Here is a 26,483-nt window from a genome sequence, read left to right on the forward strand (position 1 = left end):
CGTCCCTAACGAAAACCTCCATCGTCAGCATTCAATGATAGAAATTCTCGAATCCGCACTCTCTGCTCTTTTGTAAACCTGTGAAGCTGCAATCGAGCAAACCGAACAGCCTCGCCAGAATTGCGGAAATTTTGTCTCGTTGCCTGAACGGCAAGCCAGGAAATGACCCGTTCAAGATACGTCTGTCGCGTCTCGCTCAATTCCGCCAAAAGCATTGAACGAGACTCATTTCTTTTATTTGGTTTTGACACCACCCCTGCTTTTTCGAGAATAGCAGCCTGCGTCGCCCGTATCGGAGGCTCTGCCTTCATGAGTGCAAGCCAGGCCTCTCGAATCTGGTCACACGTTATTTTTCTTCCTTCTCGGAAGGACCGATGTTTCATGTTAAAGGTGAGCAACCACGCGTGATCGTCTCGATACAATGCATTGAACAAATGTGGGTTGGCTCGATGCGCCGAAGTAATCCGACGCACTGACGGCGCGCTCTCGACCAAGCGGCGCCACTCCGAGCGCAACCTCCAGATTTCCGCCCGAGACAGGGTCGCAGCGTTCTTATATCCCTCTTTTCGCCTCCAGCGTTTTGCGGTTTCTACGCCGATATGCAACTCGCGTCCGGCATTCTTGGCGCTAGCACCTTTTGCTATCAGCGAACGAAAGCGTCGGCGATATCGCGCCCCATATATTACTGGGACCAGTTGAGGCGAGCCATGTTGGGACTCGTCTAACACTCGATACGTTATTCCACAGGAACAGAGCAGTTTCCAACTACCTGAACTTCCAAAGCGGGTGGTAAATTTCCAATCATCACCAGCACGATGCAAAACTCCATCGCACGCTAGCGACTCCAACGTCACGGCGGTCAATCCCAACTCACCTGACGTCGTCACATTCTCCCGTACCTTCGAGCCATTTCGAGTGGCGGGCACAAATGATCGAGGCAATGCGCTGCGATTTTCAAGAAATGACTCCGCCGCGATGAACATGAATGGATTCAAAAATTCGCCTGCGTTTGTAAAGTTCGAGATGTTGACCAGCCACGTTGTAATTTTACTTGCGCTTATACCAGTCAGGTAACAATACTCTGGTCCGAAATAGGCTAACCACTCCGAGATTAATGCTTCACGCTTCAACGTCGCATCTGGTCGAAGGAAGCCTGCGCTCCGCAGCAGATCGCGATACTTTTGCAACGTTGCGACCTTGTCCCCCATCGCTTCTTGCCGGGCACTTCGTTTAGCAATGTCCTCTGCAGCGTTTTTTTCGGACAACGAAACCCGCTGCAAAATGAGTTCATCAGAACGGTCTCTCAAACTTACGACCGTTGCGTCTAAACGACTCTCTACAGGTTGCTTCACCGCCCTCAATACACTAGAATGCAGGACACAGGTGTATACGCCCGGAAATTGGTGGGAAATTTTCCAATATGGCGTTATCTTTCCCTCTCTCCACTCTGCCAAACATTCTTCACAGTATCGAAATCTCGTGACACGCTCGCCTACAGGGCGACAAATGTTGGCTGGCAAGCCCTTTATCGAGGGCGGATTGAGCATATCCGATAGTAGTGTCTCTCTCATCACCGGCGATACCATCATGGTTGTGTATCGGTATTCGGTATGGTCCCTTACTACCGTCTCCCCCTTCATTCCCCAATAGTCGCGCGTTTGTTCGACGAGGTGAGAGATTCCGCTCGGCAGTCGCGTACCCGGTACACAGGCATAGCCAAAAAGCCGCCGCCTCAGAAGCAACGTAGATTTGAGACCAACAAAATCCGCATAGCGCCCGATGTTGCTCCCAATGGTCTCGCCTTCACTAAGTGGAAACAGCGCAATTGCCATCGCATTGCTCCTTGCCGTCTATAGTCATATTACTGGACCGTGCAACTTCGACGTCCGCAACTCTTTCCGTTCGTGAAACTACTGGCGTGTCTCAATGCCCTCCTTCTGTACCCTCCTGAACTTCGGTAGTTTCTTACGTTGGTTCCGTGTGCCTTTCGGCACTCCAGCGACCATCAACATGCTGATTCCGCTTACCTACCTTGGCGGTGTTTCGGAACGAATTGCCTCCGCAATTGCTCGCAGCATAATTACGCACAAGCTGTCGCGAGGCGTCCAGTCGACCCTTTGCGAAAATGAACGTGCTACATTCGTGCGACGGCTATCAAGCCATTCCCGGTCGTACCTGAGAAGCGCTCGTTTTTCTGGCCATCCGGCGCGCCGATGTCAAGGAACCACAGCCAAGCAACGACCGCAGGAATTGGTCCCGGTGAGCAACCTTTTCGTCCGCCAGATATTCGACGATGAGCGTAGCCAGCAATTCGTCAGCATACGGTCGTCTCAACGCAATCGCCATCTTCCCCCCCACTTCCAGATTCCATCTGCATATTTCGGCCACCAGACCACCACAAATGTCATGCGCTCTATCCCACCGTTTCCGCCTTCCTTTCACGCTCCCTTATCGAGGTTCGCTGCAACCTCTTTCCGTAGTAGCGTCTTGCCGCTTCGCCACTCAACTCCTCCCTGGATGCGGAAGGGAAGTCCTTCTGTACCTCGTCGACGAGTGAGGATGCGACGTCCTCAGGAACACCAAGCAACAGTAACCTGGACGTAGCATCGATAGCAGACTCCGCCTTGTCGTGTTCCATCGCAGTCTCTTGGTACTTGTGGCGCTTCGCCTCCGACTCCATGGATTCCTTAACATCCTTGATCGTGTCACTCAGCAAATCATCGTATTGACCCATTCGGGCCTTATCTCCAGAACGAATCGCGGCCAGGAGCGGCCTCAAACATTCCATCTTCTCGTCAAAGGTATCGCGGAAGATCTGTCGCGAAAGTGTCTCGACACCGGTGTAAATCGCGTTGTATTGAGCGAGCTGGTAGAGCGGGATTGCAATTCCCGGCAGTCCTTGCGTCAGCGTATATAGATACTGTCGAATACTTGCAGAGAGCCGGACCGCATTCGCCAGCCATTGATATTTCTCCAACTGACCACAGAACCGATTCCAGTCCCGTGTATCTTTCATGCCACTCCAGGTGATCACACCAAAGCTGCTGATGCGTCGCCCTGACCGCAGGGTCTTGCGAAAGAGCCCAGCGGCCTTCGGCGTTCCGCTTACGATGACCGGTATCCCAACCACGTTGGTGAGATTGACGAAAAATTCGAAAAGCGGATCGTTCCTCGCCACCGCGTGTAGTGCATTCTGTAGCTCATCGAGAACGATGAGTCCGGTGTAGTGGCGCTGCGCAACACTGTGCAGTTTGTTCGCGTAATCCGCCAAGGTTGCCCGAGTGGCAAGCTCCCTCAAGTAGTCCGTACCGAGCAAGTCGTCGTACGTGAGCAATAGCAGCTTGATAGTGTCCTTCAGGCTCGCGCTAGGAGGGCAGTCGATCTTGATCCACACTACCTGGTTGATGCCATACCTGCTATGGTGGATCACTTTCGGTAGCAACCTCAATGCAGCTTCTAACGCAGTAGTTTTGCCGGATCCGGACAATCCAAAAATTCCAGCACAATATGCATGAGACCGCTTGTGTGGGTATATGGGGACAAGCTTACCATCCTGCGCACATTTGTATCTTTTGAAAAATTCCTGGGCGCTGCCATCCGACACCCTCTGATCAACGTAGTGCTGACGTACGATCATCTGCACAATATTGGCAATTTCAAGATGGGCAGGCAACGGAACTACCAAACGAGAAAGGCGGCCAATTATATTCAGGCGAAATTCCTCCGATCGCGAGCGCTCCGCCTCAGAATAGGCGACTGGAACCGAGAGCGCGCGCATAATCGATTTACTGTCCCACAACGGCCCCAATGCAGAAATAAGCGGATTGTCCGTGTACTCTTGCGGCAGGTCGCCTTGATAGTATTGCGCCTCCACAGCTTGCTCGCATTGCCTGACAGGCGCCTGCCGGGCGAGTGTTCCGCCCGTTCGCTCCTTTTTTCGTAAGGTCGTGGCACTCATTTTCTGCTCCTATTCTTCAAGCGACTCAAGCAACTCGCGGGCACGTTGCTCCCGGAGTTCCCTTGTGGACAACTGAACATCCGCACTGGCGGGTGCCCCCCTGTTGCAGGCCGGGTTCTTGTTGATGTCTCCTTCTTCGTCGTAAATCTCCCCTTCTCCAACCACCGGAGGTGCCGGCATGCCCGAACTTCCTCTGCTGAAATCGACTTTGGCGTTGCGATCCCTCTTGGATCGCTTTCCCGTTGAACCGGACAGGATTCGCGTGCGTTCTTCAACCCCCCGCTCCATCTGGCGGCTTTCGTCCATGCTGGAGATGTCGAGACGAGTCATTCCCGAAGCAGCCAACGCTGATTTGGTCTCTGCTACGGCGTCTCGGCCCATCTTCGCAATGTTGTATGTGGTCATGGCACGGTACGACTCTCCCTCTTCCAGGGCCACGCCAACGTTCGTCGAATTGAGCTCCCTGTATATCGCCAATTCCTGCTCCGTCAGGCCAGCGAACTGATCCCGCTCGCCCTCGATCAGCGAACACGAGATCGGCGCGCCCAACCCGAGAAGTTCGATGCTGCTGCTATCGGCAGAGTCGTAACAGATTTCAACGGACGAATTACCCATTCTCTTGCTGCGATACATAGCCTGCCGTTCAACAAGCGACAGCCCCGGGCACTCGTAATGCAGGCCATTATGAAGAATGCCGTATGCATCGATAGGCACCGTTGCGGTTGGCATCACCTTCGAGCGAAAATCCGCAACATCGATATGCCTTCCGCAGCCATTGACTCCCGTACCATAGGCCCACAGATTCGATGGCGTCGGTGCGTATCCCGCCTCCACCATCTCAGGTGGCGTCGGATAGCCGCGGATAACCCGTCGGTTGTAACTCAATACGGCAAGGAGAACGACCCGCCGGATCTCCTCGATGTTCAGTGCCGCATGATATGCGGGGTGTTCGTGACCGCGGGCAAATGAGTCCTTCTCGACAATTCCCGGCAACAGCGAATTCCAGATGGCAGGGATGATGCCAAAGCGCCGCTCCATCACGGCGCGCAGGTCCGGCCGATACGCGGGCGGATTCTGAAACTCAACCCGAAAATCCATGATGAGCGGATGCGCCTTGTGAACGCTGCTCAATTCCCCCTGGTCGCCGTAAAGTACCGCACACAGACGATGCGATGACCACTGGTTCTCGGTAATTTCCACCCCAAGTGTGCGGCAAAACGCCACCTTCGGAGTTATTGCATTGACAAGCGCCATCATGGCGCCATTCCAACTTGGCGGGTCAAAGGTCACATAAAAGCCTACAACCATTGCAGACCAGTCATCAATGACCAAATAGAGTACGGGTCGTCCGATTACCCTAGTTCGCAGAATTCGGCCGACAAGGTAAACATCCATTATCGTCGCGTCGATGTGGTACTTCTCGCCGGGGCCACGCGAATTTCTAAGATGTCCGGTCAGAGGACGCTCATGAAGTAGATACGTTTTCAGTCCAATTTCGCGAATACGTCGCTCTTCGTACGTGTAGTTCTGGTAGATATAGTACTGGAGCTGTCGACGCGTGAGAACGATGCGTCTGTTCAGCTCAAGTTCGACCATCTCCTTCCTTTCGTTGTAGACCACCCTGTCGTGGAGAAATTTGGCTCGTACCCAGTCCAACGCGACATCCATCGTTTTCCGGGATCGCTTGCCTTTTGTATATTCGAATGAAAAGTAGTAGTCGGCGGCCAACTGGAGCAGGCACCTAACCTCGTCGTTCCTGGCAGACGCACTGAGGGTTCTTCTCGTGGCTTTTCTCCCCGGATGATTTGTCCATTTACGCTGCTTACCCCGCCCACCACAACGGTCGTAGTCGTCCGATGCCGCAGCGGGTGTCATTCCCTGCTGACAGAATCGCCGAAAGGTGCGGTAAACGTTGGACTCTGAAATTCCGGCGACTTCGCAAAAGCGTTTGATCCGCTTGGCCCGCGTTTCACGATGTAGCAATTCCTCAAAGGCGTCGCCGTAAATAGAGGGTATCGCTGGCGAACCAGCTTTGCCGAGCGGCTGGTCAAAGGTTAGTAACGCGGTGATCACCTCCCATCCTTTCGATTTCGCGGGGTCGAGAGCTATCTGCCGGTATTTTTCCGCGCGTCGTGAATGGACAAACGCTGGGAGACGCCGTCGTTCGGAGACGCTAACCGGCAACGCTTCGAGTTTCTCGAGAGCAAGTTCCGCTTCCACGTTCGGCGACAGTCTGAGCAGCACCTCATCGGTCTTTAGCTTTAACGGCTGAGCGTGACGGTTCGCCGCCGATTTCACCTCATGCTCAATGTCGATGAGGTGGGTCCAGCGTTGCCCAGCGCCGGTCTTCAGAACAATGTATATACGGCTTCCGTCGCACTCTTTAAGCACATCTCCGACTGCTAATTGCGTCGGCCATGTCGCTTTCTTTAGCATGATCACCTCCAAAATCGCTGTTGATACGTTGTCTCAGCGTGCCTTACGCGCTGAGCAGCACCAAACGTCGTCGAGGCGGAGCTGGAGCGGGTCCGCAACATTCAGGTCGAATCGAATGCGCTTCTCTCCTGCCAGTTGCCGAAACGCTCTTATCCCTGAACCAGCCGGCAAACCGAGCAATCGCTCGACATAGCGGCAGGCTTCTATCACGGACACAGGTCGACGTTGACGAATTGCGCTTTGGATCCCTCGCCGGGCTTTCACTTCTTCGCCCCCCAAATCCCGCCCCACCGTCTCATTGGCAGCCCGAAATATCCACGCCAAATTCTTTGACCGGTTCGCGTGCATGCCATGTGCCGTCACAGCCTTGTAGGAGGCCCCCTCGTCCTCCCATGTCCTGCGCTCGATTTCCTGCGAACGCGTCAGCGGAGCGGTTCCATCTGGAGCAGTCGACTTGACGGACCATGCCTCGCGACCGTACAAATTGCCCCTTCGGGTGACAAGAACCAGATCCGTACTGAGCACCGCGGGTTCACTGGTACCGCCGTATGTGGGATGGTCAAGATTGAGCGACGCCGCCGCCCGTCGTGTTTTCTTCCTGTCGAGAGCATACTGGTCAAATATCGTAACGACATCGGAGCGCCACCACGCCTCCAGAAGGGCAGCATGCTCCGCCTCAGACATCAGATGCAGCTCGGCTGCAGCGCCCTTTTCGCATACCAGCCGGGTCTTAATGCCCGATCCCGGCATATCTCTTGTGTGATACCAGCGAGCATAACCACCAGTCTTCTTTGCCATTTCCTGCTCAGCAAGCTTTCGTGCAAGCGTCCTTTTGTGCATCCGCAGAGTTCGCGTAGTCACAATGAACCTCCAATAAGATCAAGCCACGATCGATCTTGTCACAAATAAATAATAAAAATTATATATAGGATACCTATATTCAATCGAATTTCGCTTTGACTATCACGATCACCTCTACCATAACCACCCGCATATGAATTCGCGTCCCAATACGTGCACTTTCACCGTTCAATGAACTGCTCCAGCGATCGGACTAGCGCCTCGTTTTCATTCAAGCGTCGCGCTTCACAGCGGTGCAAGCACCCCTGTGTAACCAGCACTGGGATGCTTTGGCAGTTCGGCGTTGAGGTAATTCACTCCTGCCTAAGGAGTTTGCCACTCGCGCAAGAGACGATTCACGGAAAACTCGTTCCGATATGCATGTGCATGCTCTGCGCGCTCGAACTCCGCGATAGCGAAACGCGCTGCACCTTCGCAGAGCCAGCATCGCTTCGATTCCGGCTTCTTGTCAGGCACTGTGCGGTCGGCGACGTCATTCTGCGTAAATGGTCCGGCATGCTTTCGAGACACGTAAGCGGTCAGCGCCGGGGTGTGGACGGTGGGAAATTTCCGCGGAGTTACGCTAATTCCCGTTACAGAAGAGGAGCACAGACTCTCGCGAACCACCGTGATACCAAGGGTGCGGAGATGAAACGTCAGCAAATGAGCGTCGCTATATCTACCATCGACGGCGCAGACGATTGTCGCACCGACATTTACTAAAGTTGTCAGCTGATACGCGACGGAACTCGGCGATGTGAGTCGCTGATCGATTCCGTCAATGCCGATAAAGATCGATCGCTCTGGAAATTGAGCGCGCAGCGCTGCGGCCCAGGTCGCGGCGCGACGAAGCTGGGCGCCCAGCTCGTCCTGCCTGCGGAGCGCCAGAAGCGTGTGACAACATCCCGCTGCGAGTTCGGCCAAGCGAGCGTGCAGCCGTTCCAATCTTATAGGCGAGTCGGGTCCATTCAGGAATCGAACAATTCGCGGTTCATAGTCGCTGCACGCTACATGCGGTCCTGTGGGCGGAAGGCCTTGGTCGTCCGGTCCGTTTTCATCAGACAACACCTGCTTTGACGCTATCGGAAATGGAGCGGGTGCGCGACATAGTGTCCCCAACATTGAGGATCGAGTGACATCTGACACCACTTCCGCGTCGACGAGCGCGCCGATCTTGGCGCAGATAGTTTGGCGTACCGCCGATATTCCATTGCTGACAAAATGCATAGACGTGTTCATACCTGCCTCCGCTCACGGCTCTTGACAAACGGGCCGATTAGGCAGAGCATGACTTCACAGTTAGTGAGTTCACCCCGCTCTGCCAATCAGGCCGAGACGAACGGGCTCCCGGTGGGCAAACCGGGAGCCCGTTTAGTTTCAAGCAATCAATTTCCTCAGCCGTTTCTCACGGCCCTCTCTCATAGTTGGCGCCTCCTCTGCTCGATCAGCAGCAGAAAACAGCTGGTTGAGATGCAACCGCAAGACTCTAAACTTGGGCCAATGCCCTTTCCACCGGTCGGAGTCTATGTGCATCTGGGTGCATTTCAAGTCCAAAAATTGCTGCATAGGCGTTAAAGATGACGACGCGCGATGCGCACCTTAAATCAACGACCTTGTTCAGTCAAAACGAATAGAGAACTCATGGTTTGCTAATCCAGCCGACTTCTTCGGGTGATGTTTAGGCCACGCATGGCATTTGAAGACGCTCCAGTCCGCAATTCGCTTCATATATACTTACTTGTCGCAATTGCGTCAATGCATCGCCACGCGCACCGACTTCTGACCATAGCAGAAACGTGTCAGCCCACCAGGAACCGCGTGGGCTCGGTCGCCAAAAGGAATTCGTCGATCGGGGTTTTAACTTCAGCGCCAATTGAGCTGTGAATATTATAGACCGATTGCGGTAAGTGATGACGCAACTGGTGTGCAATGGCATTTCCAATGCGGCGACGACGTGCGCATTGCTTTTTGAGCACATCACTCAAGCGATCGACCTTGCCGTTGTGAAATTTCGGCACACGGCATAGCTGCGCACCAGGCAGCTTGCACGCTGCTCGTCAGTCCCCGTCCTTCGTCACTTCTTGACCGGAATCGCTTCGCTCGCGTCCTATACTTCGATCGGAGCGATCAGGGCATGTTTTCGGCACCCGAATGCGCGCTTGACTATCGGCGCGTAAATCGCGATTGTTCTTTTACTTCCCAGTGAGAAGCATTTATCTCCAAAATCTCCAACTCGCGATTAAATTCGATATCCTGATTTTTATTTACGTGGCATACCATTATTTCTGCGCTCAACCGCCCTGTCAACTTCAAAACGTTGCAGATGTCGTTTCGTCGAATTTCACGCATCGTCGCGTTACCCGGATGACCTGCAATACGAACGTGCTTTTTCGCATTACCTCCCAATTTTGAAATTTTCATTCATTGGTTTTTTCCGTACGACGTGATCAGGAAATCACTGTCAATTTCAGAGATGCATCCGAGGAATAAACTTAACGCTGAAGACAGCGACAGCAACGCCGCACATACTCACGCGCAGCAATACTCAGCATACGATGGGGTTCTGTCTGTCGCGTCAATTCATAATCGAACAAGTCCGCGCGTCGGCTTCACGACAAGGCAAACGATGACCGGCGAGAAGTATTCCAGGATCGCAGATCGGTCTCCGGCGAGGATGGTACTCGGCTGCCTTGTTGCATCGCGGAAACCTAGAAGAGAATTTTACTCCAGCAACATTTTTTTTAAGCAACCAGCGAACTGTGTCGCCAGGATGGCGTATCCCCAAGGGACGACTTCAGTTGATCTACACTGCGACGAAACCGGCACTGAAAACGCTCCAGGCTTAACAAGCGAACTGAGCGTAATGTCGTGGAGGGGCACCCCCATGATGGCGAGCTCAGATGGACTCGCACCGAACGAAGTGTAGACCAGAACATCCGGGATTCCGTTCGAACCGCGTGTTCCCTCCTGGGACAACGTCATCGCTACATCGTCGCGTCGCTGAATACTTTACGCGTGACCAGACGGGGGCATTGGCTCACATACCCAGCAACACGCCCGGTCAGAGCTGGGGGGATCGACGAGGCCGGAACCCGAGGCTCCGATTGACCCCCTTATTAGCCAGCGACGCCCAGACGATCGACCAGCACAAAAGCGAGAGGACTTGGCCGACGGAAGTCACCTCAACAGCTGAAAATGTCGTTTCCGTACTGCCCCGGACCGTGTCGGTCGCACGCACGACGCACCGTATGACGCCTCGGTCTGCATCGGATGCAAGGGCCGAAGTACGATATGGGAACAGAGGGTTTGCCGCGTTTATCGACTTCATTGCCGCGGTAATTGCAGATTCCGTCACACAGCGGATCCTGCCGAGCTCCATCGGACTCGCCTCAGTTTTGGTATTCGCGGTGGTGTTCGTGTGGCAGTTCATTGTTCTGATAAGGCAGTTTGCTACCGATGCGCGGAGCGACCGGCGGCTACCGGCATCGAATCTGAGCCCTACCGAATCGCACCACCGTCGTATACTGACATGAATAATCCGAAGCGCTGTCGCGAGGATCGCAACGGTGAGCTATCCAAAGATTCCTGAGGATTTTCCTCGAGAGTCCGCCCGAGGCGCCATTGGCGGATACCGGCCGAAACTCTTACTCCGGCGAGCCGGTGGCCAGCTTATCTCAAGGCCGACCGATGAAGAGCTATTCACGCGATACGATGCGTGTGAAGACCTCGCCAAACAACTCGCGACGTACACTCGCAGGAAACTCGCCGAAAACCCGTTGCAGTCACTGTGCAATTCGCTTTCCAAGGTCGAAACCGACGTAACCAGGAAGGTATCCTTGGGACAGTGGGATATTTCCTCGGCCGAGATCACGTGGATCATGAAGCGTGTTCGCGAGTTGTTGGCAGAGCACCGGTAGGATGACAGCACCCCCGAAATACCCGAGGCTGCAAGTAATCAACTGAGGCAACCATGATTCGAGTCCAAGACCAAAAGACCACGGTTATCCCGACTGCGGATCTTGTGCTCAACCTAAGGCTGCCGGCCGGCACCGATCCAGCGATCGTTTCGTCCCTGAAACGAGGCTTGGAGGATCTGGTGGCAGCCGTGCTGACGACAACACCTTTCGAGGAAGTGGTTATCCAGCGGGCGGACGATCTTGCCGCCGCGATCACCGGACTGTGGGCGCCGGCCGCGCCCCTGATCGAGGAACGCATTCGGCGTCAGGAGACCATGCGCGCGGTCTTTGCGCGAGGCGACTGGCTCGCCGCAGAGCAGATCAATGCGCTCCAGACCAAGTCCCCCGCTAACAGGGCGCAGCCAGCCAGCGACTGGAGGCGCCGCGGTCGCATTTTCAGCGTGTCCATCGGCGGCAAGGAATACTTTGCCGCCTACCAATTCGACGCAACATGCCAGCCGCTGCCGATCATCAAGGAAATTCTGGAAGCACTCGGCCCCGTCGCCGACCCGTGGAAAATCGCTGCCTGGTTCCATTTCCAGAATGGATGGATCTCGGCCACCGGGGACCGTGAAGGTCAGCCAGTTGCTCCGATGGATGCACTCGATCGACGCGAAATCCTGATTAACGCAGCCAAGCAGATGCAGGGCACGCACACAGCCTAACGCGTCAAACAAACGAAAATCGGTTGTTGAGGGCCCGAATGATCATATCGCTCAGTCCAATCGTCCCCTTTCTCCTCCTGGTCTGCCCCTTGACGCGAATACGTCAGCCCTAGGGTTCGGATCACCGATTGATCAGCCGACAAGTTGCGCGACCATCTCCCGCTCCCAGTGAAACGCCGTCATGAACCCACCGAGGTCGCCCACGATTCTGTCCCAGATCGCGAGTCGAATCGGGTCGGTAATCGACTCGCGACTTGAGTCGAATAAGGCCCGCAATCGCTTAGCATCACGTTCCCCGGGGGCCGCGCACAAACGTCTGCGGAATTGCGCGACGAACCCAAATTTGGCCCGGAGATGCTGTCGTAGCCAAAAGTTCTGCGATGGATTTCGTACACGATATCATTGACCTCGGACGCGATCGACGCCCTGCTGGAAGCGTACGAGGACGCGACCGAGGGCTTGAGCGGTCTGCAAGAACTCTATCTCGCAAACAACACGCCGGTCCAGGACATCGAAGTACTGAAGGGCCTGACAGGACTCCGAGAACTGGTTCTCTACGGCACCAGGGCCAAGAACGTCGATGAGCTCAAGGCGGCCCTGCCAAACACTCGGGTTGTCTGGTGACCATTCGAATCGAATCGCAGCGTTGAAAGGATCCAAATGGCTGCCGACCTCGCCCAATCCTGGTTGAACTTCAGCACGCCTGTGGCCGCCGCACGGGCCGCCGGCCGCCCACTCGTGGCGCTGGAATCGTCGACCATCATTGCCCACGGCATGCCCTACCCGGAGAACGTCAACACTGCGCGCGAAGTGGAGGCCTTGATCGGCGATTTGGGAGCGGAGCCCGCGACTATCGCGCTGATTGGCGGGCGCATAACGATTTTGAGTGGGGAATGATCAATGCCAAGCTATCGGCCATCCGATGGATGCTCGGCGACGACTGGGGACATGCTCGACACATGAGTGTGTTCTGACTGCTCGGGACAGATGACCCCGCCCTATCCCGGGCACATCGCGTCGCAAGCGGTCACGGGCGACACCGACCCGGTGTAGTCTTTTGCAGCGTAAACGCTGGCGTGATCGGTGGGGGAATCCGATGACCCTGCCATGACTCACCGCCACTGCCCCTCGAAGGGATGCGTTACCATGCAAACAGAATTAACCGAAACAGCGGCAATTTTTGACCAAGTATGCGAGTGTATTTGGCGCAGTTGACGATCTCAAATTTCAGGAAGAAACAAAACGCAGAATGTCTGCCCTGCCGCCCTTGATGAACATCGATCGCTTCATTGAAAAATACGACCTGGACTGCACCGAAGGTCGTGCGATTGACTCGTTCTTTGTCTGCTTGGTGCTCAATGTCCTGCATGTACCGCGTCGCTTTGCCAACGCGTTGGACATGGTCACGTACAACCCGTTGTTATGGCTCGCACTGGCCAAGGATGCAGCACACCTGCACGATGTGCCAACCGAACAGAGGGTCGTGGCCGAATTCGCCCCAGATGCCGACTGTCCCTTTCATCGCCTCTACAGCTACCGCTACGACCAACCACAGGCCGTAGCGAAGGAAGCTCTAGTCGCATGCATTGAATGCGCCATGCCCGCTACCACGACGGCGCAAATGGCGAACCGATATAGCAACCACGCCGATGTTGCACGATCGCAAGCATGGGTGAAGGCGTGCCAGGAAGCCTTCGCGCCGAGCACGCTCATCGCGGAAGGACGGGTCGAAAATACCACGGTTGAACAGGTCATTGTCCTCGCGCGTAAAGGCGCCGGCTGCGTTCTTTGCGGGACGCCCGCGACAGGATATGTCGGTTCGACGGTGGGATATCCTGCATCGATTTTGTACATCGCCAATACGTGTCATGAGCACCAAGAGGTCGCCAAGCGGTCCCCCACGATGTTGCATTTCATCATGGAGCTGTTTGCAATCGGCCTCGATCTGGGACGCTTGCTCAAAACCCCGGCGATTCCACCCGAAGCCATGACGCTGCTCGAGACCACACTAAGTAATGAACTGGAGGCCGTGCTGGTGAACAAAACCGCAAAGGGAGATCAAACTACCCTCACCTTCCGTCGCCACTCGGGCTTCAAGATCATCCTGCGACTGAAAACGCTGATGAACTATGGCTACATGATCGATACGCCTGACGGCATCCCTTACCGGCGCATCGACGCGGCGCCCGATCATCCGGATATTCCGTTCTTTCCGGACCACATTCACCTGGCGCCGAAAAAGGACAACGCCGACGTTGTGTCCAGCTTTACTTACGGTTTTCCCCTACTGGATCTACCCGTGATCAAGCGCCTGCTGCAGGAAGGTGAGAAGGCGTTCGCGAAATAAATGAGACTTAACGAGCGACCCGCGCGCGGCTCATGCCCCTCGTGTCCATGAATGATGACCACAATTGCCTCATCCTGGAGGCGTTGCTACGCGACGGCTGGGTTGAGACCGACATCGATCCGGTGACGCCAGAGCGTCACGCCGTCGCGGTGATCGCCACCGCCCGCGCCTTAGGCACCGTCACGGCTGTGCGTGGCCTTCACGCCATCGAGACGCTACGCCCGCGCACGCGGCCCCAAGCTCGTCAGGGTTGCATGAGCGCCGTGTTTGGCTGCGGCGTGCAGCCTTGGCACATGGACATGGCCCATCGCCCGTCACCCGCACGCTTCATCCTCTTGTCCTGTATGGATCCTGGCGAGCGACCCTGCGCGACCGAGCTACTGAATTGGCGCCAGCTTCTCAGCAGTGAACAATTAACGTTATCAAGCGAAGCACCGGTACTCGTACGGTCCGGTCGCGCCTCGTTCTACACGACGATGCTCGACGGTCAGCAACGGTTTTTGCGCCACGACCCGACGTGCATCACGGCACTGACTGACGAGGGGCGCGCACTCCAGGCCCAGATCGCCGCCGCCAGTGAACGCGTCCATGCCGCCCACTGGCAGGCAGGACGGACCTTAATTTTCGACAACTGGCGTTTCCTACACCGTCGCTCGGATGCATCTCACAGTCCGTCTCGAGCGTTGCTACGTATCACGATCATGGAGTGAGCCCATGACGAGCCCGCCGCACGCTCCGAAGGCGCGCCAAGTTCCGGCCGCTTTGCTGTCCGAGTCCCTGATGCAAAAATCCAAGCGGTACGCCAAGCGTGCCCTTGCCGGCAAACATGACGCGAACAATGACGATTATCAGCTCTATGCCGCGCTAGCCCTGGAATTGCTGGCCAAGAGCGCCTTGGCGGCCATTCACCCGAGCCTGGTGGTCAAGCCCGACAATTTGAACAGCTTGCTCGAAGCCAACGGGATTGCGACGGGGACAGCCGTCCGTACCATCGATGCCAGCGAGGCCTACACCCGCCTGCGGCACACCGTGCCCGGTTACACCACACCGGACTTGGAGGCGTGCCGAAAACTGGGGGAACGTCGCAATGCTGAGTTGCACTCCGGTGAAGCCGCATTTGCCGCGTTTCCACCCGCGCTGTGGGAGAGCGAATTCTGGCATGCAGCCGAACTGGTCCTCAAATCCATGGGACTGACCCTGGACGACTGGTTAGGCGCCGATGCGAAGACGCCGAAGGAGCTGCTAGCCGCCCTGCGCAAGGCGAAGCAGGCGGCAGTCAAGCAACGTATCGAGCGCGCTAAAACGGCCTTCGAAGAATTCAAACCCGATGGCAAACGAAAGCGCTCCGCCAAGGACATCACGCAGTTGCTCGAAGCATCCAAGCAGTTCCAGCCCTACGCGTACGGAGGTCTGTTCACCTATGTGGTCGACAAGTATTGGCTAGAGGTATGCCCGGCGTGCGGTGCGCATGGCGTCATTGGCGGCGAAGAGGCCTACGAGGAACTGGCCGACGATCAGTCCGGTGTCGAGCCCGGCTTCGAGATGATCGAAACCGGCTACTACTCGCTAGAATTTCACTGTCCGACCTGCGGCTTGGCACTTGAAGGCAACGATGAAGTCGCCCTGGCCGGCCTGGACGTTGACACCCATTACGAACTCGAAGAACGCGAAATCGAGTACGAACCGGATTACGGCAACGACTGAGACCGTCCTGCGAGAATATGTCAGGCGAGGCGACGTTGCTGCGTCTGATGCTCACGCTCGATCTGCCGGCAGGCCTCATCGTGAAACAGGTCCGTGGTCGTGATGATCGAGTACGCGCCGTAATCATTCACCAGCTTGTCCGCGTTGACACGGACGTCGGCTTCCGGCCGAAAAATGACTCATCCATGTCAGCAATGAAGGCTAGATCCGTGCGCTGGATGATCTGATCCACAAGATACCCGGCGCTCTCTTCCTCCGTCGTGATCTCTAGCCAGACACGTCCAGGCACTTGAACGATCCTGACCGCACCGATACCGGAGCGCAGGTACGCGGGATATTTTTCCCGAGGCCGTTGCGTCACGTCTTCCGCCACGTACTGTGCCGCCGGGCTCTGGGAGGGTTCGGCCAAATCGAGCAGTAGTGCAATGGCTTTGGCGAGCGGATAGCGAAAGAACTCGCGCGCCGCATCGACACGAAAATCGGTCAGCGCCCGATGTGCTTTGTGCCTTCGATCGAACGATCGCCCAGTGAAATTACCAGCCGATAACATGTCGCGATACCACGGTGTAACGGCTGCCAGGGCCCCCTGCTCGCGGTGCTGCATCTCTACATCCGATTCAACGCAAGAGCCCAATAAAAGGCGATCTTCCGTACCAAAGCAACTATCATATGCGTAGCATAACCAACGGAGGATACATGGCGACTTACAAAGAACTGAAAGCCCAAATGGACGCGCTGGCCGAAAAAACGGAGACTGCCCGCCTTGCAGAGCTCCAAGCTGTCATCGACGACATCCGCGCGAAAGTTGCGGAGTTCGGGATTACAGAGAAGGACATCTTCGGCGTACGTCGCGGTCGGACGATGAAAGCAGCGACGACGCCACTTGAAGCAAAGTATCGCGATCCCAAGACCGGTGCAACTTGGTCCGGCCGCGGCCGCGCGCCGGCGTGGATCAAGGATGCAAAAAACCGCAATCGATTCCTTATCAAAGAGTAAAACCGCTCACGCTGGGTTTGGCCAATCGCGAAGCGTTGATGATTCGTAGTTGCCCAAGTGAGCACCAATAGCTAAATTGATGCGTTGTCATCCTCGATCCTGATTCGCGAATTGCGATGACTTGGCAACGCGAATACCCGTACGCATGGCACCCAGGAGGAGTTCATCCTCCTTGCCGCACGGCGCGCACGATTATCTCGGTATACACCCCGTTATAAGCGACAGAAAAAGAGGGCTTGGGTGTCGTCATGTTCGAATGTTGCTATTGCGTCGTCCACTGGTTTATCTGGTGGACAACAAGTCCCATCGATTTTCGCACCGCTCAAGCATCGTCCAATGGATTTAAGGTATCGATGTGAGTAGCATAATCGGATTGCGTCATCGGGCCAAATTTTGAATCGTCGATTTATGAACTCAGCCGTACTGGCTTCTCTATCGTGTCGTGGAAGGTTCGCGAGATTGATTTAGGTAAATCATAAGGTTTGGCACAATGCAAGAAATGATTTCCGACGTGCTGGAACCAGTATCGAGAGAATGGCCGACCGTCATTGAGGGTGATTACTCCGTTGGAGTTGTTCGTCTCGTTACCCTCATTCGAGAGCGGGTCAATCACCTACTGTTTGCCTCCGTTGAACTCCTGCCTACCGAGATGCCCGTTCCCCCGCCTCCCCCAGACGGTGGATGGTGGCAAAACTTCGGACTTGATCGCCTCTGTGTCGGTCGAACCGTTCTGCCGCTAGTGGACGCAATCGCATGGTACGAGACGCTCAAGCGAGGTCAAGCCGTCGTCCCAGGCAAAACTTTCCGGATCGCGGCCCCTCCCTTGTCGCCTGAGCCCGATTACAATGGGTTCACGGTCTTATCTGACCCGCCGCCTTTTTCTCCATCTTGGCATGGTAGGCCCCGGTTGCATCGTCTCGTGCCGATGGCGGCACTATCCGAGCCTGTGGTGGCAATGCGGGACGGTTCCACCGAAATCGAAGCCTTCGTCCGTGCCCGGGAATGGTTGCGCCAGAAAATCCACTTTGACTTACTGGCCTACGACGACTGGCTTGGCTCAGGCGTACTGATCGCTCCGAATCCGCTTCTGCGCTACTGCGGCACCCGCATCGCGGAGCGGTCGGCGGCGGGCGAAACTATCGAAGTTGGCGGAACTCCACGTCGCGGCGCCGATCTATCGACCCTTCGACTTATCGTCGAAGAGGTGCGCGCGGGCGCGCCGGCCTGGCGTGCCGAAGGTGCTCCCAATGCTCTGGGCCGCTTTCGTGCTCCAGCGCACTCTCAGGTTGCGACCGTCCGTCATGATGTATCTTGTCAACTTCGCGGCCTCCTTGATCACGAAGCGCCGGCTTCCTTCATTCGCGGTATCAGCTTCGGACACACCGCACAAGGGCCCACGCGGGAGGTTGCCCCCCCGAGGCGTACACCATCCGCACAAACGCGAATAGTCCACGTTCGCCCTTCTCATACGCCGTCAGCCACACCACCGCCGACGGCACTCCGTCAACTAGAGGAGCTACAGCGAGCTCGCGCTGACCGTTTCGGCGATTTTCGACCGACTGAAGCACGTCTAGTCCGACGCAACGTCCATCTCCTCGAAAACAATCGAGAAGGGACGGTTTTATGGATTCGCGAGCTCATTGCATCAGCTCGATCTCAAGTCCTCTTCGTCGATCCTTATCTCGACGCGGACGATCTTCAAGAGTTCGCAACGGCCGCGTCGTACCAAGGTGTCGCCATCCGCGGTCTGATCAATCCACGGCCAAACCGCAGCCGCCACGCTGATGAAAGCGGCAAGTTATTCGGTGACGAGATGCTCGAAAAAATTGCTGAGCTGCGAGACCCCGCACAGGAGTTTGGGAATATCGATATCCGGGTCTCGAAGATCCGCCGTCTGCATGATCGCTTCCTGCAGGTCGACGATGTTGTTTGGCACTCCGGCCACTCGTTCAACCAGATGGGCAAAGGCGAGATCAGCCTGATGACACTAGTCGCTGAACCTGCCGAAACACGCGAGGTGCTCGCGGAGGCTTTTGCCGAAGCCGAACCCTTCGAAAACTATTGGGCGAATCGTCCCGTACCACCGTGGTCACTAAGGCGAGAGGTTGGTTATCTGCTGCGCCGCCTTGCAAAGTGGCTCGAACGGTCCCGCAACGCACAGCCTCAGGAGGCGGCTAATGAGTAACAACGGTATGGCATTTCCGCCTCCAGTCGACGGCACTGCAGCTCTGGTCATAACGCTCGATTGGCTTCGCCTGCCGGATCGGACAAATGAATTCGGGGACCTCGAGCCAAAGCCTATTGACGGATCAGGCACACCCGATACTTTGGCAGAGCACTTGGCCGCCGCAGGTCTCATGGACTGGCGCGATGCCATCGTCACCGCGGCGGGTCCAGGGCAACCTCTTCATTTAGACCCTCGCTTGCAGTGGCTCATGGGCCAAGCCGCAATTGAGATCGCCGTCGACACCAATCGGCGCAGCATCTTCCCCGCAGTCCAGGAATTGCAGTTTCTTGGTGAAGTTAGCGACGCCGAATTGGTATCCACGATCTGCAGCCGCGTAGCGAGTGAGACCGACAATTACCCACTACTGGAATTCCTCCGCTCGCGCCTGCAGTCCGCATGGAACTCCCGCTTTAACGAGCGGCTCCGGGGTTATGTTGAAGCGACCGCTACTCAACCGTTGACGTCGCGAAACCTCTGGCCTGGACATAACAGTATGCCGATAGGTGACCGGTGGGCCCATCGCGTTGCCGCAACACTGTGGCCAGATCGCTACATGGAGATGCTGGCTAGCTTTCCTGCACTATTTCAGCATGCTTTTGGCATGCCCCTGTCGCAAATCGATCTTGGTTTAGTCGCGGCGCTCGTGCGCGCTTCCCCCGACGTTTTCTCTAGCGACGGGGTTCCCATCGGGCCCGTCGTCGTCTTCGTCTTACTGGATGTGGCCGAGTCACGGCTCGCAATGGTCAGCGCGCAGGACATGGACAGCGTAGAGATCGGAGTGAGCAGCGTCCTCGGGAGCGTGTTCTCACGTAGCGACGGGAACTGGATCGGTCGAGCATGGTTGCAGCGGATCATCTGGCAAGACACTCCGCGGCGAGCAGGCCGCGCACAGGCCGACGTGACTACACAAAGCACCCTACGGGATACGCTACTCGTTCAACTATCCAGTCGCATCACGCCTCTTGGCGAAGCTGCATTTGACTGGGTACGTCAGGAAGAGCCGCTCTGGGGAGTTGATCGCGTCTTGACGGAAGCCTCGATTTTGGAGGCCCACGGTGACGCGGACGGGGCGGCCGAAATTCTCGCAGGAGCGGTTCGGCAAGGGTTGGTGAATGCCACAGGTCGACCCGCAGGGCTCGCTACAAGTTCACCGGAAGCGACGGTCATCGGCCGCGTGCTTTCTCATCTGCCCGACGTGAATCAGTGGTTTCAGACTCTGTGGCACGACACTTACGAACTACGAGAGCAGTTGAGCTACCCTGCGCACCGTGGTCTCGACAATCCAGCGTATCCCGTCCTTGTCTGGAGCCTGATTGGACTGAATTCCTCGCAGACAACGCATGTCGACGCCGCGAACCTCTGGTGTGCGATTGCGGCCGCAGTGTTCGAGACGCAGCGCATTGACCCCAACGCGAGCATATTCAACGGTGCGATGCCAGCGATAACTCGCGTCACGGTTCAATTGGGCGCGGCACTTGTCGAGCGCGGCACCCTTCCGGTCAACGACCTCACCAACTTCCTGGCCGATCAGTTAGAGCCGACGGTTGAATATGCGCGTCTCTGGCAAATCGCCAGGTCCGAAGCATCGGACGCTACCACCTTAGACGCAGGACACTTGGTGGGTACGGACCTGCTGCGCCAAGCGCTCGAGGCCGGGCTCACACAAAATCTTCCGATGTGGGATGCAGCGCTCGATCATTCCGCACGGGACGACTTGGCTGATTTCTTGCGCCGCCTTTGAGTGGAGGTGATATTCATTGCGGACCACTGAAAAAATAGCCCTCGGATACACGAATACTTTGCAGCCCCCGTTCCACCATCGCGATGCCGGCCACCGTCGCGCTCGCTAGACACACTGCCCGATATCTACAACACTTTGCCATGAATGCCATCTTGGGAGCGGCAATCGTTCCGCTTATTACCTATTTTCTATCCATCCTTGGTCTCGTTGGCTTCGTCGGCTATGCAATCTTCCGACTGAACTCCACCCAGATCATTCGAGAAAAGGTGTGGAGCACTTTCGTAGGGGACAAAGATTTTAACGACGAGAAACTGAAGTCCTTTGGACAGAATCAGCTTGACTTGACACGCTTTCGTTTGGTCTATGGGGTGACGGCCAGATCAATCCAAGATCTGCATCGATTGCTGTCCTGGATGGAACGTCATCACCTCACTCCAATAGAGGTTAAGCGCGTTCGCGCGTGTATCGATCCATCCAAAGACGAGCCGCTCGAAGTCCCGCAGACGCGGCATCTCGTCGCGCGCGCTGTCCTGCTCTTGCTCATAATGGCCGGCTTAATGATTACCTTCGACAAGGCGAGCACCTCGAAATCAACGTTACTCACCATGCATGTTTCAAAGACGTGGTTATGGAGCGACGGCGCGAGCGTTGAGGGGGTTCTGGGAAATTCGTGGCGGCTCGATGCTCAGTCCTGTGCAAAACCCCCGCTACCCGATATCACCCTCTCCGGCTTAACCGATGATGAGACGATAGCCATTTGCAAGGGCATTGCAGACGGCGCGCTCGAGGAAACGGTAAGCGAAGGGATAAAGTATCAACGCCGAGCCATCGCTGTGTTCTTGCTCTTCGCCCTCCTCTTCGAGACAAGCGTCGCCTTTGGTTTCGGCATCGCCCTACGCGCACGCGGGCTGGCCCGTCGACTACACACCAGGAGCAACCCCTCGACGCCACCGGGAACCGCAAATCCAATCGAGCAATAATGTGACATTGGCGCGGTGACGCGCCTCTAGGTACCCAATGGATATTGGCGAACCACGAGCCGATTCATATCGGGAAGACACACTTGCTTGCCCGCAAGATCCTCAGGCCATCCCAGCGTCTGATAAAGAGGGGGTAGACCGTGCTCGAATATCGAAAGACGATAACGCAGGCCGTTTCGGCGTGCACGTGCGATCGCTGCGGCCGACGTATGAGCCCTGACTCCGCAGACTTAGAGTGGCAAGAATGACTGTCGGTCGCGTACCGAGGCGGCTTCGGCTCCATTTTTGGGGACGGATGCGAAATCAGCATCGATCTCTGCCAACACTGTGTCCGGGACACCTTGGGTGCATGGTTGCGGATTGAGCCCCCCAAATTCTAGCCCCGAGCCGGTCGGTGTCTACTGCGCATCAGCCCAGGAGCACCTCATTCATTGCCGAGCTCGGTAGAAATGCGCGGGAAGCAGGGCTTCAATGACATGGCACTTTAGATCTAGCGCGCAAATTTCGGCTGCGTCGGCGGCTATGTTGGTGAGATCATGGACTTATAAATGGGGTTACATCAAAGTAGATAAGTGCCGCAAGTCAAAGCAAAATCCCGCCCAATTACGCTAAATTTAGCGCAATACCACTGAATCAGCCTCTCCGGCACCTTCAAGGAGGTACCGGCGTGGATGAGCGATGCGAACCGCAATCCACTCCAACTCCAAGAGCAGGGCTTTCCTGAGCGAAAATCGGCACGTTAGCTGTGCAGCTAACGTGCCGATTTTCGCTAAGGAAGCTGCATATTTCAAGCTCAGGTGGCCGACGGCTTCTGGATCGGCTACTGCAACCGAGCACGACAACAGCGACGTCCCGACCAGCCAAAGGCAGGGAGAGCGGAGCGCCGACGCGGTCGCTCGATTCCCGCGATGCGGCGAAAATCGACGCGGTCCGGTGAATGCCCGTTCGGGCTGCTTGCGATAAATAGTCTTATCACCTGTGCTCTCACAGCGACCTAAACTGGTTGCATGGGTACTGCATCGATCTCCTCCGCAGGGTCGGACGGCGGAAAATTCGCCGCGACAGCCCTGCCTGACCTCGCTTCGTTGGCCGCCTTGCGCGCCTGGCATGAAGGGCTCACCGCGCGCGCGGCCGTCGGACGCTACCTCGACCACGCGCGCGACGACGGCCAGTCGTCACGCGGCCTGCTGGGCCGCATCCGCCGCCAACTCGTCGCATGCGCGCTCGCCCGCCAGCGCGACGACCTGATCCCGCTCTTCACGCACCCGGCGGCAGACCGCACCCGCCACGCGGCGCAGGTCGCCGCGGCACTCGATGTCCTGCGCGCCACCCCCATCCCCGCGCCGCAGCCGGCCGATTCTATTAACCGCTGGCTGCCGGCGCGCATCGCACGGGCGCTGGCAGCCGCTGGCATCGCCTCGTGCGCCGATCTGCTGGTGCGGATCTCCCACCGCCGGCGCTGGTGGCGGCCGATCCCGGGACTCGGGCGCCAGGGCGCGCACCGCGTCGCCGCCTTCGTCGCCGCGCACCCCAACCTGAGCCGGCGCGCCGCCGCGCTGATGCCCTACGCTGCCGCCGCGGCTCAGTTGGTCCCACGGGGGTCCTTGGACGCCCTGCCCGCCGCCCTCGATGGCTCGCAGGGCCGCTTCCGGGCCCCGCGCGACACCTGCGGCCTCGCCGCCGCCAACGACTACCAGGCGATCGAGGCGTGGCTCGCGCTGCACGAGTCGCCCCACACCGCCCGCGCGTACCGGCGCGAGGCTGAACGGCTGCTGCTGTGGGCGATCGTGGCGCGCCGCCAGCCGCTGTCGTCACTCACCACCGACGACGCGATCGGGTATCGAGCGTTCCTGCGGCATCCGACGCCCGCCGCGCGCTGGACCGGGCCGCCGTGCCCGCGCGCGGCGCCCGCCTGGCGTCCGTTCGCGGGGGCCCTCACGCCGCGCTCGGCCGCCTACGCGCTGGCGGTGCTGCGCACGCTGTTCGGGTGGCTCGTGGGCCAGCACTATGTCGTCCTCAACCCGTTTGCGGGGGTCACGGTGCGCGGCGGCGCCGCCCGTGCGCCGTTCGATACGGGACGGGCGCTGACCGATCGCGAGTGGAAGGCCGTGCGCGCGCTCGCCGACTCGCTCGAGCGGACCGGCTGGACGGGGCCGGCCGCGCAGCGGCTGCGTTTTGTGCTGGACTTCGGCTACGCGACCGGATTGCGTGCGCAGGAACTGGTGGCCGCGACACTGGGCGACATCACGGCGGACGCGCGCGGCGCGCTATGGCTGCAGGTGACGGGCAAGGGGGCGAAGGCCGGGCGCGTGGCGCTGCCGCCGCTCGCGCGCGACGCCCTGCGGAGCGCGCTGAAGGCGCGCGGCTTGCCGATCCGGCGCGCCCGCTGGCAGCCGGCCATCCCGTTGGTCGCCGCCCTGGATACCGAACAGCACGCAGTTCACCCGGGCGGGGCCTGCATCAGCGCGGCACGGTTGCGGCAGGTGTTAGGTGAGTTTTTTCGGGAGGCGGCCGAGCGCGTGGCCACATGCAATCCTGCGCTCGCCGCGAAGCTGCAGCGCGCCAGCCCCCACTGGCTGCGGCATACGCACGCCACGCACGCGCTGGACGCCGGCGTGGAGCTGGTGGTCGTGCGCGACAATCTGCGTCACGCCTCAGTGGCCACCACCTCGACCTATCTCCATGGAGAAGAGGCAAAACGCGCGCGTCAAGTCAGCGCGGCCTTCCAGCGGCAGCCCCGCCGATCGCCTCGCCCGGACACGTCCCGTCCGGCCCAGTAGACGCCCGGAACAGACTGACCCAAACAGCCCGGCACAATCAACAGTGATGCGCTCGATCTACGCTCAGTCGCGAGCGCGCCTGTCCCGTTTTGATGCCACGACGCGGCGGCGCACGTCGTCGCCCATTGATCGTTTGACGAACCACGGGTCCCGACACGACCGTAACGCATTTATTAAAAAAGCGTCAGTGTTAATTATGTAAAATCGATGAGTAATGCAAACCATGTGGCTCCATGACGCGCCGTATGGGACTCGGGCATTGACACCGGCAACCAGATCTCGGTGAACAATCTCTCGTGGACAGATCGCACGTCGTTGACGCTGTCGATTGTACCGTCCCACGACCCACCGGCGTGTTCTGGTGCGCGTTTCGCTCGACGACGATGGCCGAGTTTGCGATCTAAAGTTTCAGCGCAGTTGCGGCGACCCCGCGCGTGACGGACGGGTGCTCCATGCAATCGCCGTCAAGCGTTTCCCCACGTGACATCAAGCACCGTTAGCGCGGCTTGTGCGGCGCTAGTCTCAGGGCCTTGCGCAGACGATGGCGGTGAGAATGAACGGAATGACCTGATGCGCGACGGCCTTGCTGCCCGCAAGCCGAGAATGCTCCTCGACCGACTCGATCGGCGCCTTGACGACGACGCCGTAAATCGAGCCCGGCAGAGGGTGGCCGCTTCCTTGCCTGAACAGCGCGTCATACTGCTCATAGGCGAAAACGGCATAGACGTTGAAGCCGAACACCGTGAGCGCGGCGTCCCTTGTAGGCCGGAATGCGTTGATCGAATTCTCTTCGACCCGCATCGGATCGCGATCGATATAGCCGTGATTCAACAGGCGCACGATGAACGCGTGCGCGTTGGTTTTACAGTCGAACTGAGCGTCTAGCGCATACGCGTGGCTCGGCGCGGGGGCAAGCCAGACTCCGCCCGCAAAGAATGCGGCCAGTGCATTGAGGAGGATTTTTCTCATGGCAGTTTGCGCGAACCTGATAGGTCCGCCGTGCTAGTCATCCGTACCACATGCCCCGGTTGGACAGGCACGCTCCAATCCGCGATCATTCTACCGATCTTGTCGCGCAGGTGCATGCCGACCGTCTTGCGATCCGACAACAGCGAGGCTGACATCGACGCCCCGATCATCTTTCGCACCGAGGCTTGCGCAACGCGCTCGATGGCTTGCCGGTAGTCGGTAATGGCGAGCGTGGCCTTCTGCGCGTCATGGACGTGCCAGAAGATGGCGGCGTCGACATTGACGGGCACGTGTCCTTGGTCGGCGCTTGTTCGGTGTTGAAGGAGGTGGTTTGAATGCGTTCTTCGGTGGCCGCGTCTACATTGTCGGGGATCGTGATGCGCATGAAAAAACCGGCACCCTCGACGCTCTGCCGCTTTCCGATCCGCAGGATCACGAATTTTTCCCACACGTTGGCGCCCCGCACGGACAGCGCGATGACGACGGCGATGATGAAGAGGAGGACCGCGGGGGTACAGGTTGTCCCACGCGCCGACAGCGAATGCCGCGGCGACAAGCGCGGCGCATAGAACCCGTGTGGTGGCATTCACGGTGGCGTTCCGTTTCGGTGACGACGGCCCGGCCGCAAGCGATGTAACGCGTCGCATCCCGAGTCGTCCTGCGCGCTCTGGCCACTGGGACCCCGGCGCTTGATCCGAACGTGCGCCCGATCGCCGGGCAAATCGGTACGCTGCCGTACCCGGATCGTGCGTGTGAACGACGGGGCGTCACGAAACGCGTTCCGAAGACTGTTTCCTCCCGTACCCACTCACCGGGCTCCGCGATGCACGAAGCATCGCTGCACCGTTCAGTATCTTCACCGGGCACGCGAATGCCGCACGGCA

General features: G+C 57.7%; 21 protein-coding genes and 2 pseudogenes. 12 read left to right on the forward strand and 11 right to left on the reverse strand.

Annotated features, from left to right (window positions below; translation table 11 throughout):
• Positions 1-5 precede the first annotated feature (5 nt).
• The 8 genes and pseudogenes from ACP26O_RS17595 to ACP26O_RS17630 form a co-directional block, all read right to left on the reverse strand.
• Complete coding sequence (locus ACP26O_RS17595; RefSeq protein WP_175663625.1) at positions 6-1,832, reverse strand: TnsD family Tn7-like transposition protein; 1,827 nt, start codon at positions 1,830-1,832, stop codon at positions 6-8.
• A 195-nt stretch (positions 1,833-2,027) separates the two neighbouring features.
• A pseudogene (locus ACP26O_RS17600) lies at positions 2,028-2,126 on the reverse strand (hypothetical protein); the annotation flags it as partial.
• 287 nt (positions 2,127-2,413) lie between these two features.
• The gene (locus ACP26O_RS17605) at positions 2,414-3,958 is read right to left on the reverse strand and encodes an ATP-binding protein (protein WP_175663624.1); all 1,545 of its coding nucleotides are present in this window, start codon (positions 3,956-3,958) and stop codon (positions 2,414-2,416) included.
• A gap of 9 nt (positions 3,959-3,967) precedes the next feature.
• Complete coding sequence (locus ACP26O_RS17610; RefSeq protein ID WP_426356356.1) at positions 3,968-6,394, reverse strand: integrase; 2,427 nt, start codon at positions 6,392-6,394, stop codon at positions 3,968-3,970.
• A 33-nt stretch (positions 6,395-6,427) separates the two neighbouring features.
• The gene (locus ACP26O_RS17615) at positions 6,428-7,192 is read right to left on the reverse strand and encodes a TnsA endonuclease C-terminal domain-containing protein (RefSeq protein ID WP_233410226.1); all 765 of its coding nucleotides are present in this window, start codon (positions 7,190-7,192) and stop codon (positions 6,428-6,430) included.
• 366 nt (positions 7,193-7,558) lie between these two features.
• Positions 7,559-8,473, reverse strand: coding sequence for a hypothetical protein (locus ACP26O_RS17620; RefSeq protein ID WP_175663621.1), 915 nt, complete (start codon positions 8,471-8,473; stop codon positions 7,559-7,561).
• A gap of 560 nt (positions 8,474-9,033) precedes the next feature.
• Entirely contained in the window at positions 9,034-9,252 is a 219-nt protein-coding gene (locus tag ACP26O_RS17625; RefSeq protein WP_175663620.1) for a hypothetical protein, read from the reverse strand.
• 145 nt (positions 9,253-9,397) lie between these two features.
• The gene (locus tag ACP26O_RS17630; protein ID WP_175663619.1) at positions 9,398-9,655 is read right to left on the reverse strand and encodes a hypothetical protein; all 258 of its coding nucleotides are present in this window, start codon (positions 9,653-9,655) and stop codon (positions 9,398-9,400) included.
• Between the two features lie 1,549 nt (positions 9,656-11,204).
• On the opposite strand from ACP26O_RS17630, the gene ACP26O_RS17635 reads away from it, so the two are divergent.
• The 6 genes and pseudogenes from ACP26O_RS17635 to ACP26O_RS17660 all read left to right on the forward strand — a co-directional run bounded on the left by ACP26O_RS17635 (position 11,205) and on the right by ACP26O_RS17660 (position 15,906).
• Positions 11,205-11,855: a hypothetical protein gene (locus tag ACP26O_RS17635; protein ID WP_175663618.1), complete on the forward strand. Its 651-nt coding sequence runs from the start codon at positions 11,205-11,207 to the stop codon at positions 11,853-11,855.
• 402 nt (positions 11,856-12,257) lie between these two features.
• Positions 12,258-12,479, forward strand: coding sequence for a leucine-rich repeat domain-containing protein (locus ACP26O_RS17640; RefSeq protein ID WP_233410225.1), 222 nt, complete (start codon positions 12,258-12,260; stop codon positions 12,477-12,479).
• A gap of 36 nt (positions 12,480-12,515) precedes the next feature.
• Positions 12,516-12,737, forward strand: a pseudogene (locus ACP26O_RS17645) (pseudouridine-5'-phosphate glycosidase); the annotation flags it as partial.
• A 367-nt stretch (positions 12,738-13,104) separates the two neighbouring features.
• A complete protein-coding gene (locus ACP26O_RS17650; RefSeq protein WP_175663617.1) occupies positions 13,105-14,202 on the forward strand; it encodes a DUF6516 family protein in 1,098 nt (365 codons plus the stop codon).
• 32 nt (positions 14,203-14,234) lie between these two features.
• A complete protein-coding gene (locus tag ACP26O_RS17655; protein ID WP_175663616.1) occupies positions 14,235-14,912 on the forward strand; it encodes a TauD/TfdA family dioxygenase in 678 nt (225 codons plus the stop codon).
• Between the two features lie 4 nt (positions 14,913-14,916).
• A complete protein-coding gene (locus tag ACP26O_RS17660) occupies positions 14,917-15,906 on the forward strand; it encodes a hypothetical protein (protein ID WP_175663615.1) in 990 nt (329 codons plus the stop codon).
• A 127-nt stretch (positions 15,907-16,033) separates the two neighbouring features.
• Here ACP26O_RS17660 and ACP26O_RS17665 read toward each other — a convergent pair whose 3' ends face one another.
• Positions 16,034-16,510 (reverse strand): hypothetical protein, encoded by a 477-nt coding sequence (locus tag ACP26O_RS17665; protein WP_199569589.1) that lies wholly within the window; start codon positions 16,508-16,510, stop codon positions 16,034-16,036.
• A 92-nt stretch (positions 16,511-16,602) separates the two neighbouring features.
• On the opposite strand from ACP26O_RS17665, the gene ACP26O_RS17670 reads away from it, so the two are divergent.
• The 6 genes from ACP26O_RS17670 (at position 16,603) to ACP26O_RS17695 (ending at position 25,114) form a co-directional block, all read left to right on the forward strand.
• Positions 16,603-16,902: an H-NS family nucleoid-associated regulatory protein gene (locus ACP26O_RS17670; RefSeq protein WP_175663614.1), complete on the forward strand. Its 300-nt coding sequence runs from the start codon at positions 16,603-16,605 to the stop codon at positions 16,900-16,902.
• 490 nt (positions 16,903-17,392) lie between these two features.
• Positions 17,393-19,087: a VPA1262 family N-terminal domain-containing protein gene (locus ACP26O_RS17675; RefSeq protein WP_175663613.1), complete on the forward strand. Its 1,695-nt coding sequence runs from the start codon at positions 17,393-17,395 to the stop codon at positions 19,085-19,087.
• Positions 19,080-20,870, forward strand: coding sequence for a hypothetical protein (locus ACP26O_RS17680; protein ID WP_175663612.1), 1,791 nt, complete (start codon positions 19,080-19,082; stop codon positions 20,868-20,870). Before ACP26O_RS17675 ends, ACP26O_RS17680 begins: the two co-directional genes overlap by 8 nt.
• A 140-nt stretch (positions 20,871-21,010) precedes the next feature.
• The gene (locus ACP26O_RS17685; RefSeq protein ID WP_175663611.1) at positions 21,011-21,850 is read left to right on the forward strand and encodes a DUF6216 family protein; all 840 of its coding nucleotides are present in this window, start codon (positions 21,011-21,013) and stop codon (positions 21,848-21,850) included.
• Between the two features lie 1,022 nt (positions 21,851-22,872).
• Positions 22,873-24,630, forward strand: coding sequence for a phage integrase family protein (locus tag ACP26O_RS17690; protein ID WP_425102782.1), 1,758 nt, complete (start codon positions 22,873-22,875; stop codon positions 24,628-24,630).
• A 361-nt stretch (positions 24,631-24,991) separates the two neighbouring features.
• Entirely contained in the window at positions 24,992-25,114 is a 123-nt protein-coding gene (locus tag ACP26O_RS17695; protein ID WP_175663609.1) for a hypothetical protein, read from the forward strand.
• Positions 25,115-25,152: 38 nt separating this feature from the next.
• Here ACP26O_RS17695 and ACP26O_RS17700 read toward each other — a convergent pair whose 3' ends face one another.
• Both ACP26O_RS17700 and ACP26O_RS17705 read right to left on the reverse strand, forming a co-directional pair.
• Positions 25,153-25,599, reverse strand: coding sequence for a hypothetical protein (locus tag ACP26O_RS17700; protein WP_175663608.1), 447 nt, complete (start codon positions 25,597-25,599; stop codon positions 25,153-25,155).
• On the reverse strand, positions 25,596-25,889 hold the full coding sequence (locus tag ACP26O_RS17705) for an SPFH domain-containing protein (RefSeq protein ID WP_407045216.1): 294 nt from the start codon (positions 25,887-25,889) through the stop codon (positions 25,596-25,598). Before ACP26O_RS17705 ends, ACP26O_RS17700 begins: the two co-directional genes overlap by 4 nt.
• Positions 25,890-26,483: the final 594 nt, after the last annotated feature.

The sequence above is a fragment of the Burkholderia sp. R-40 genome (assembly GCF_049942845.1).
GTDB classification, from domain to species: Bacteria; Pseudomonadota; Gammaproteobacteria; order Burkholderiales; family Burkholderiaceae; genus Burkholderia; species Burkholderia ambifaria.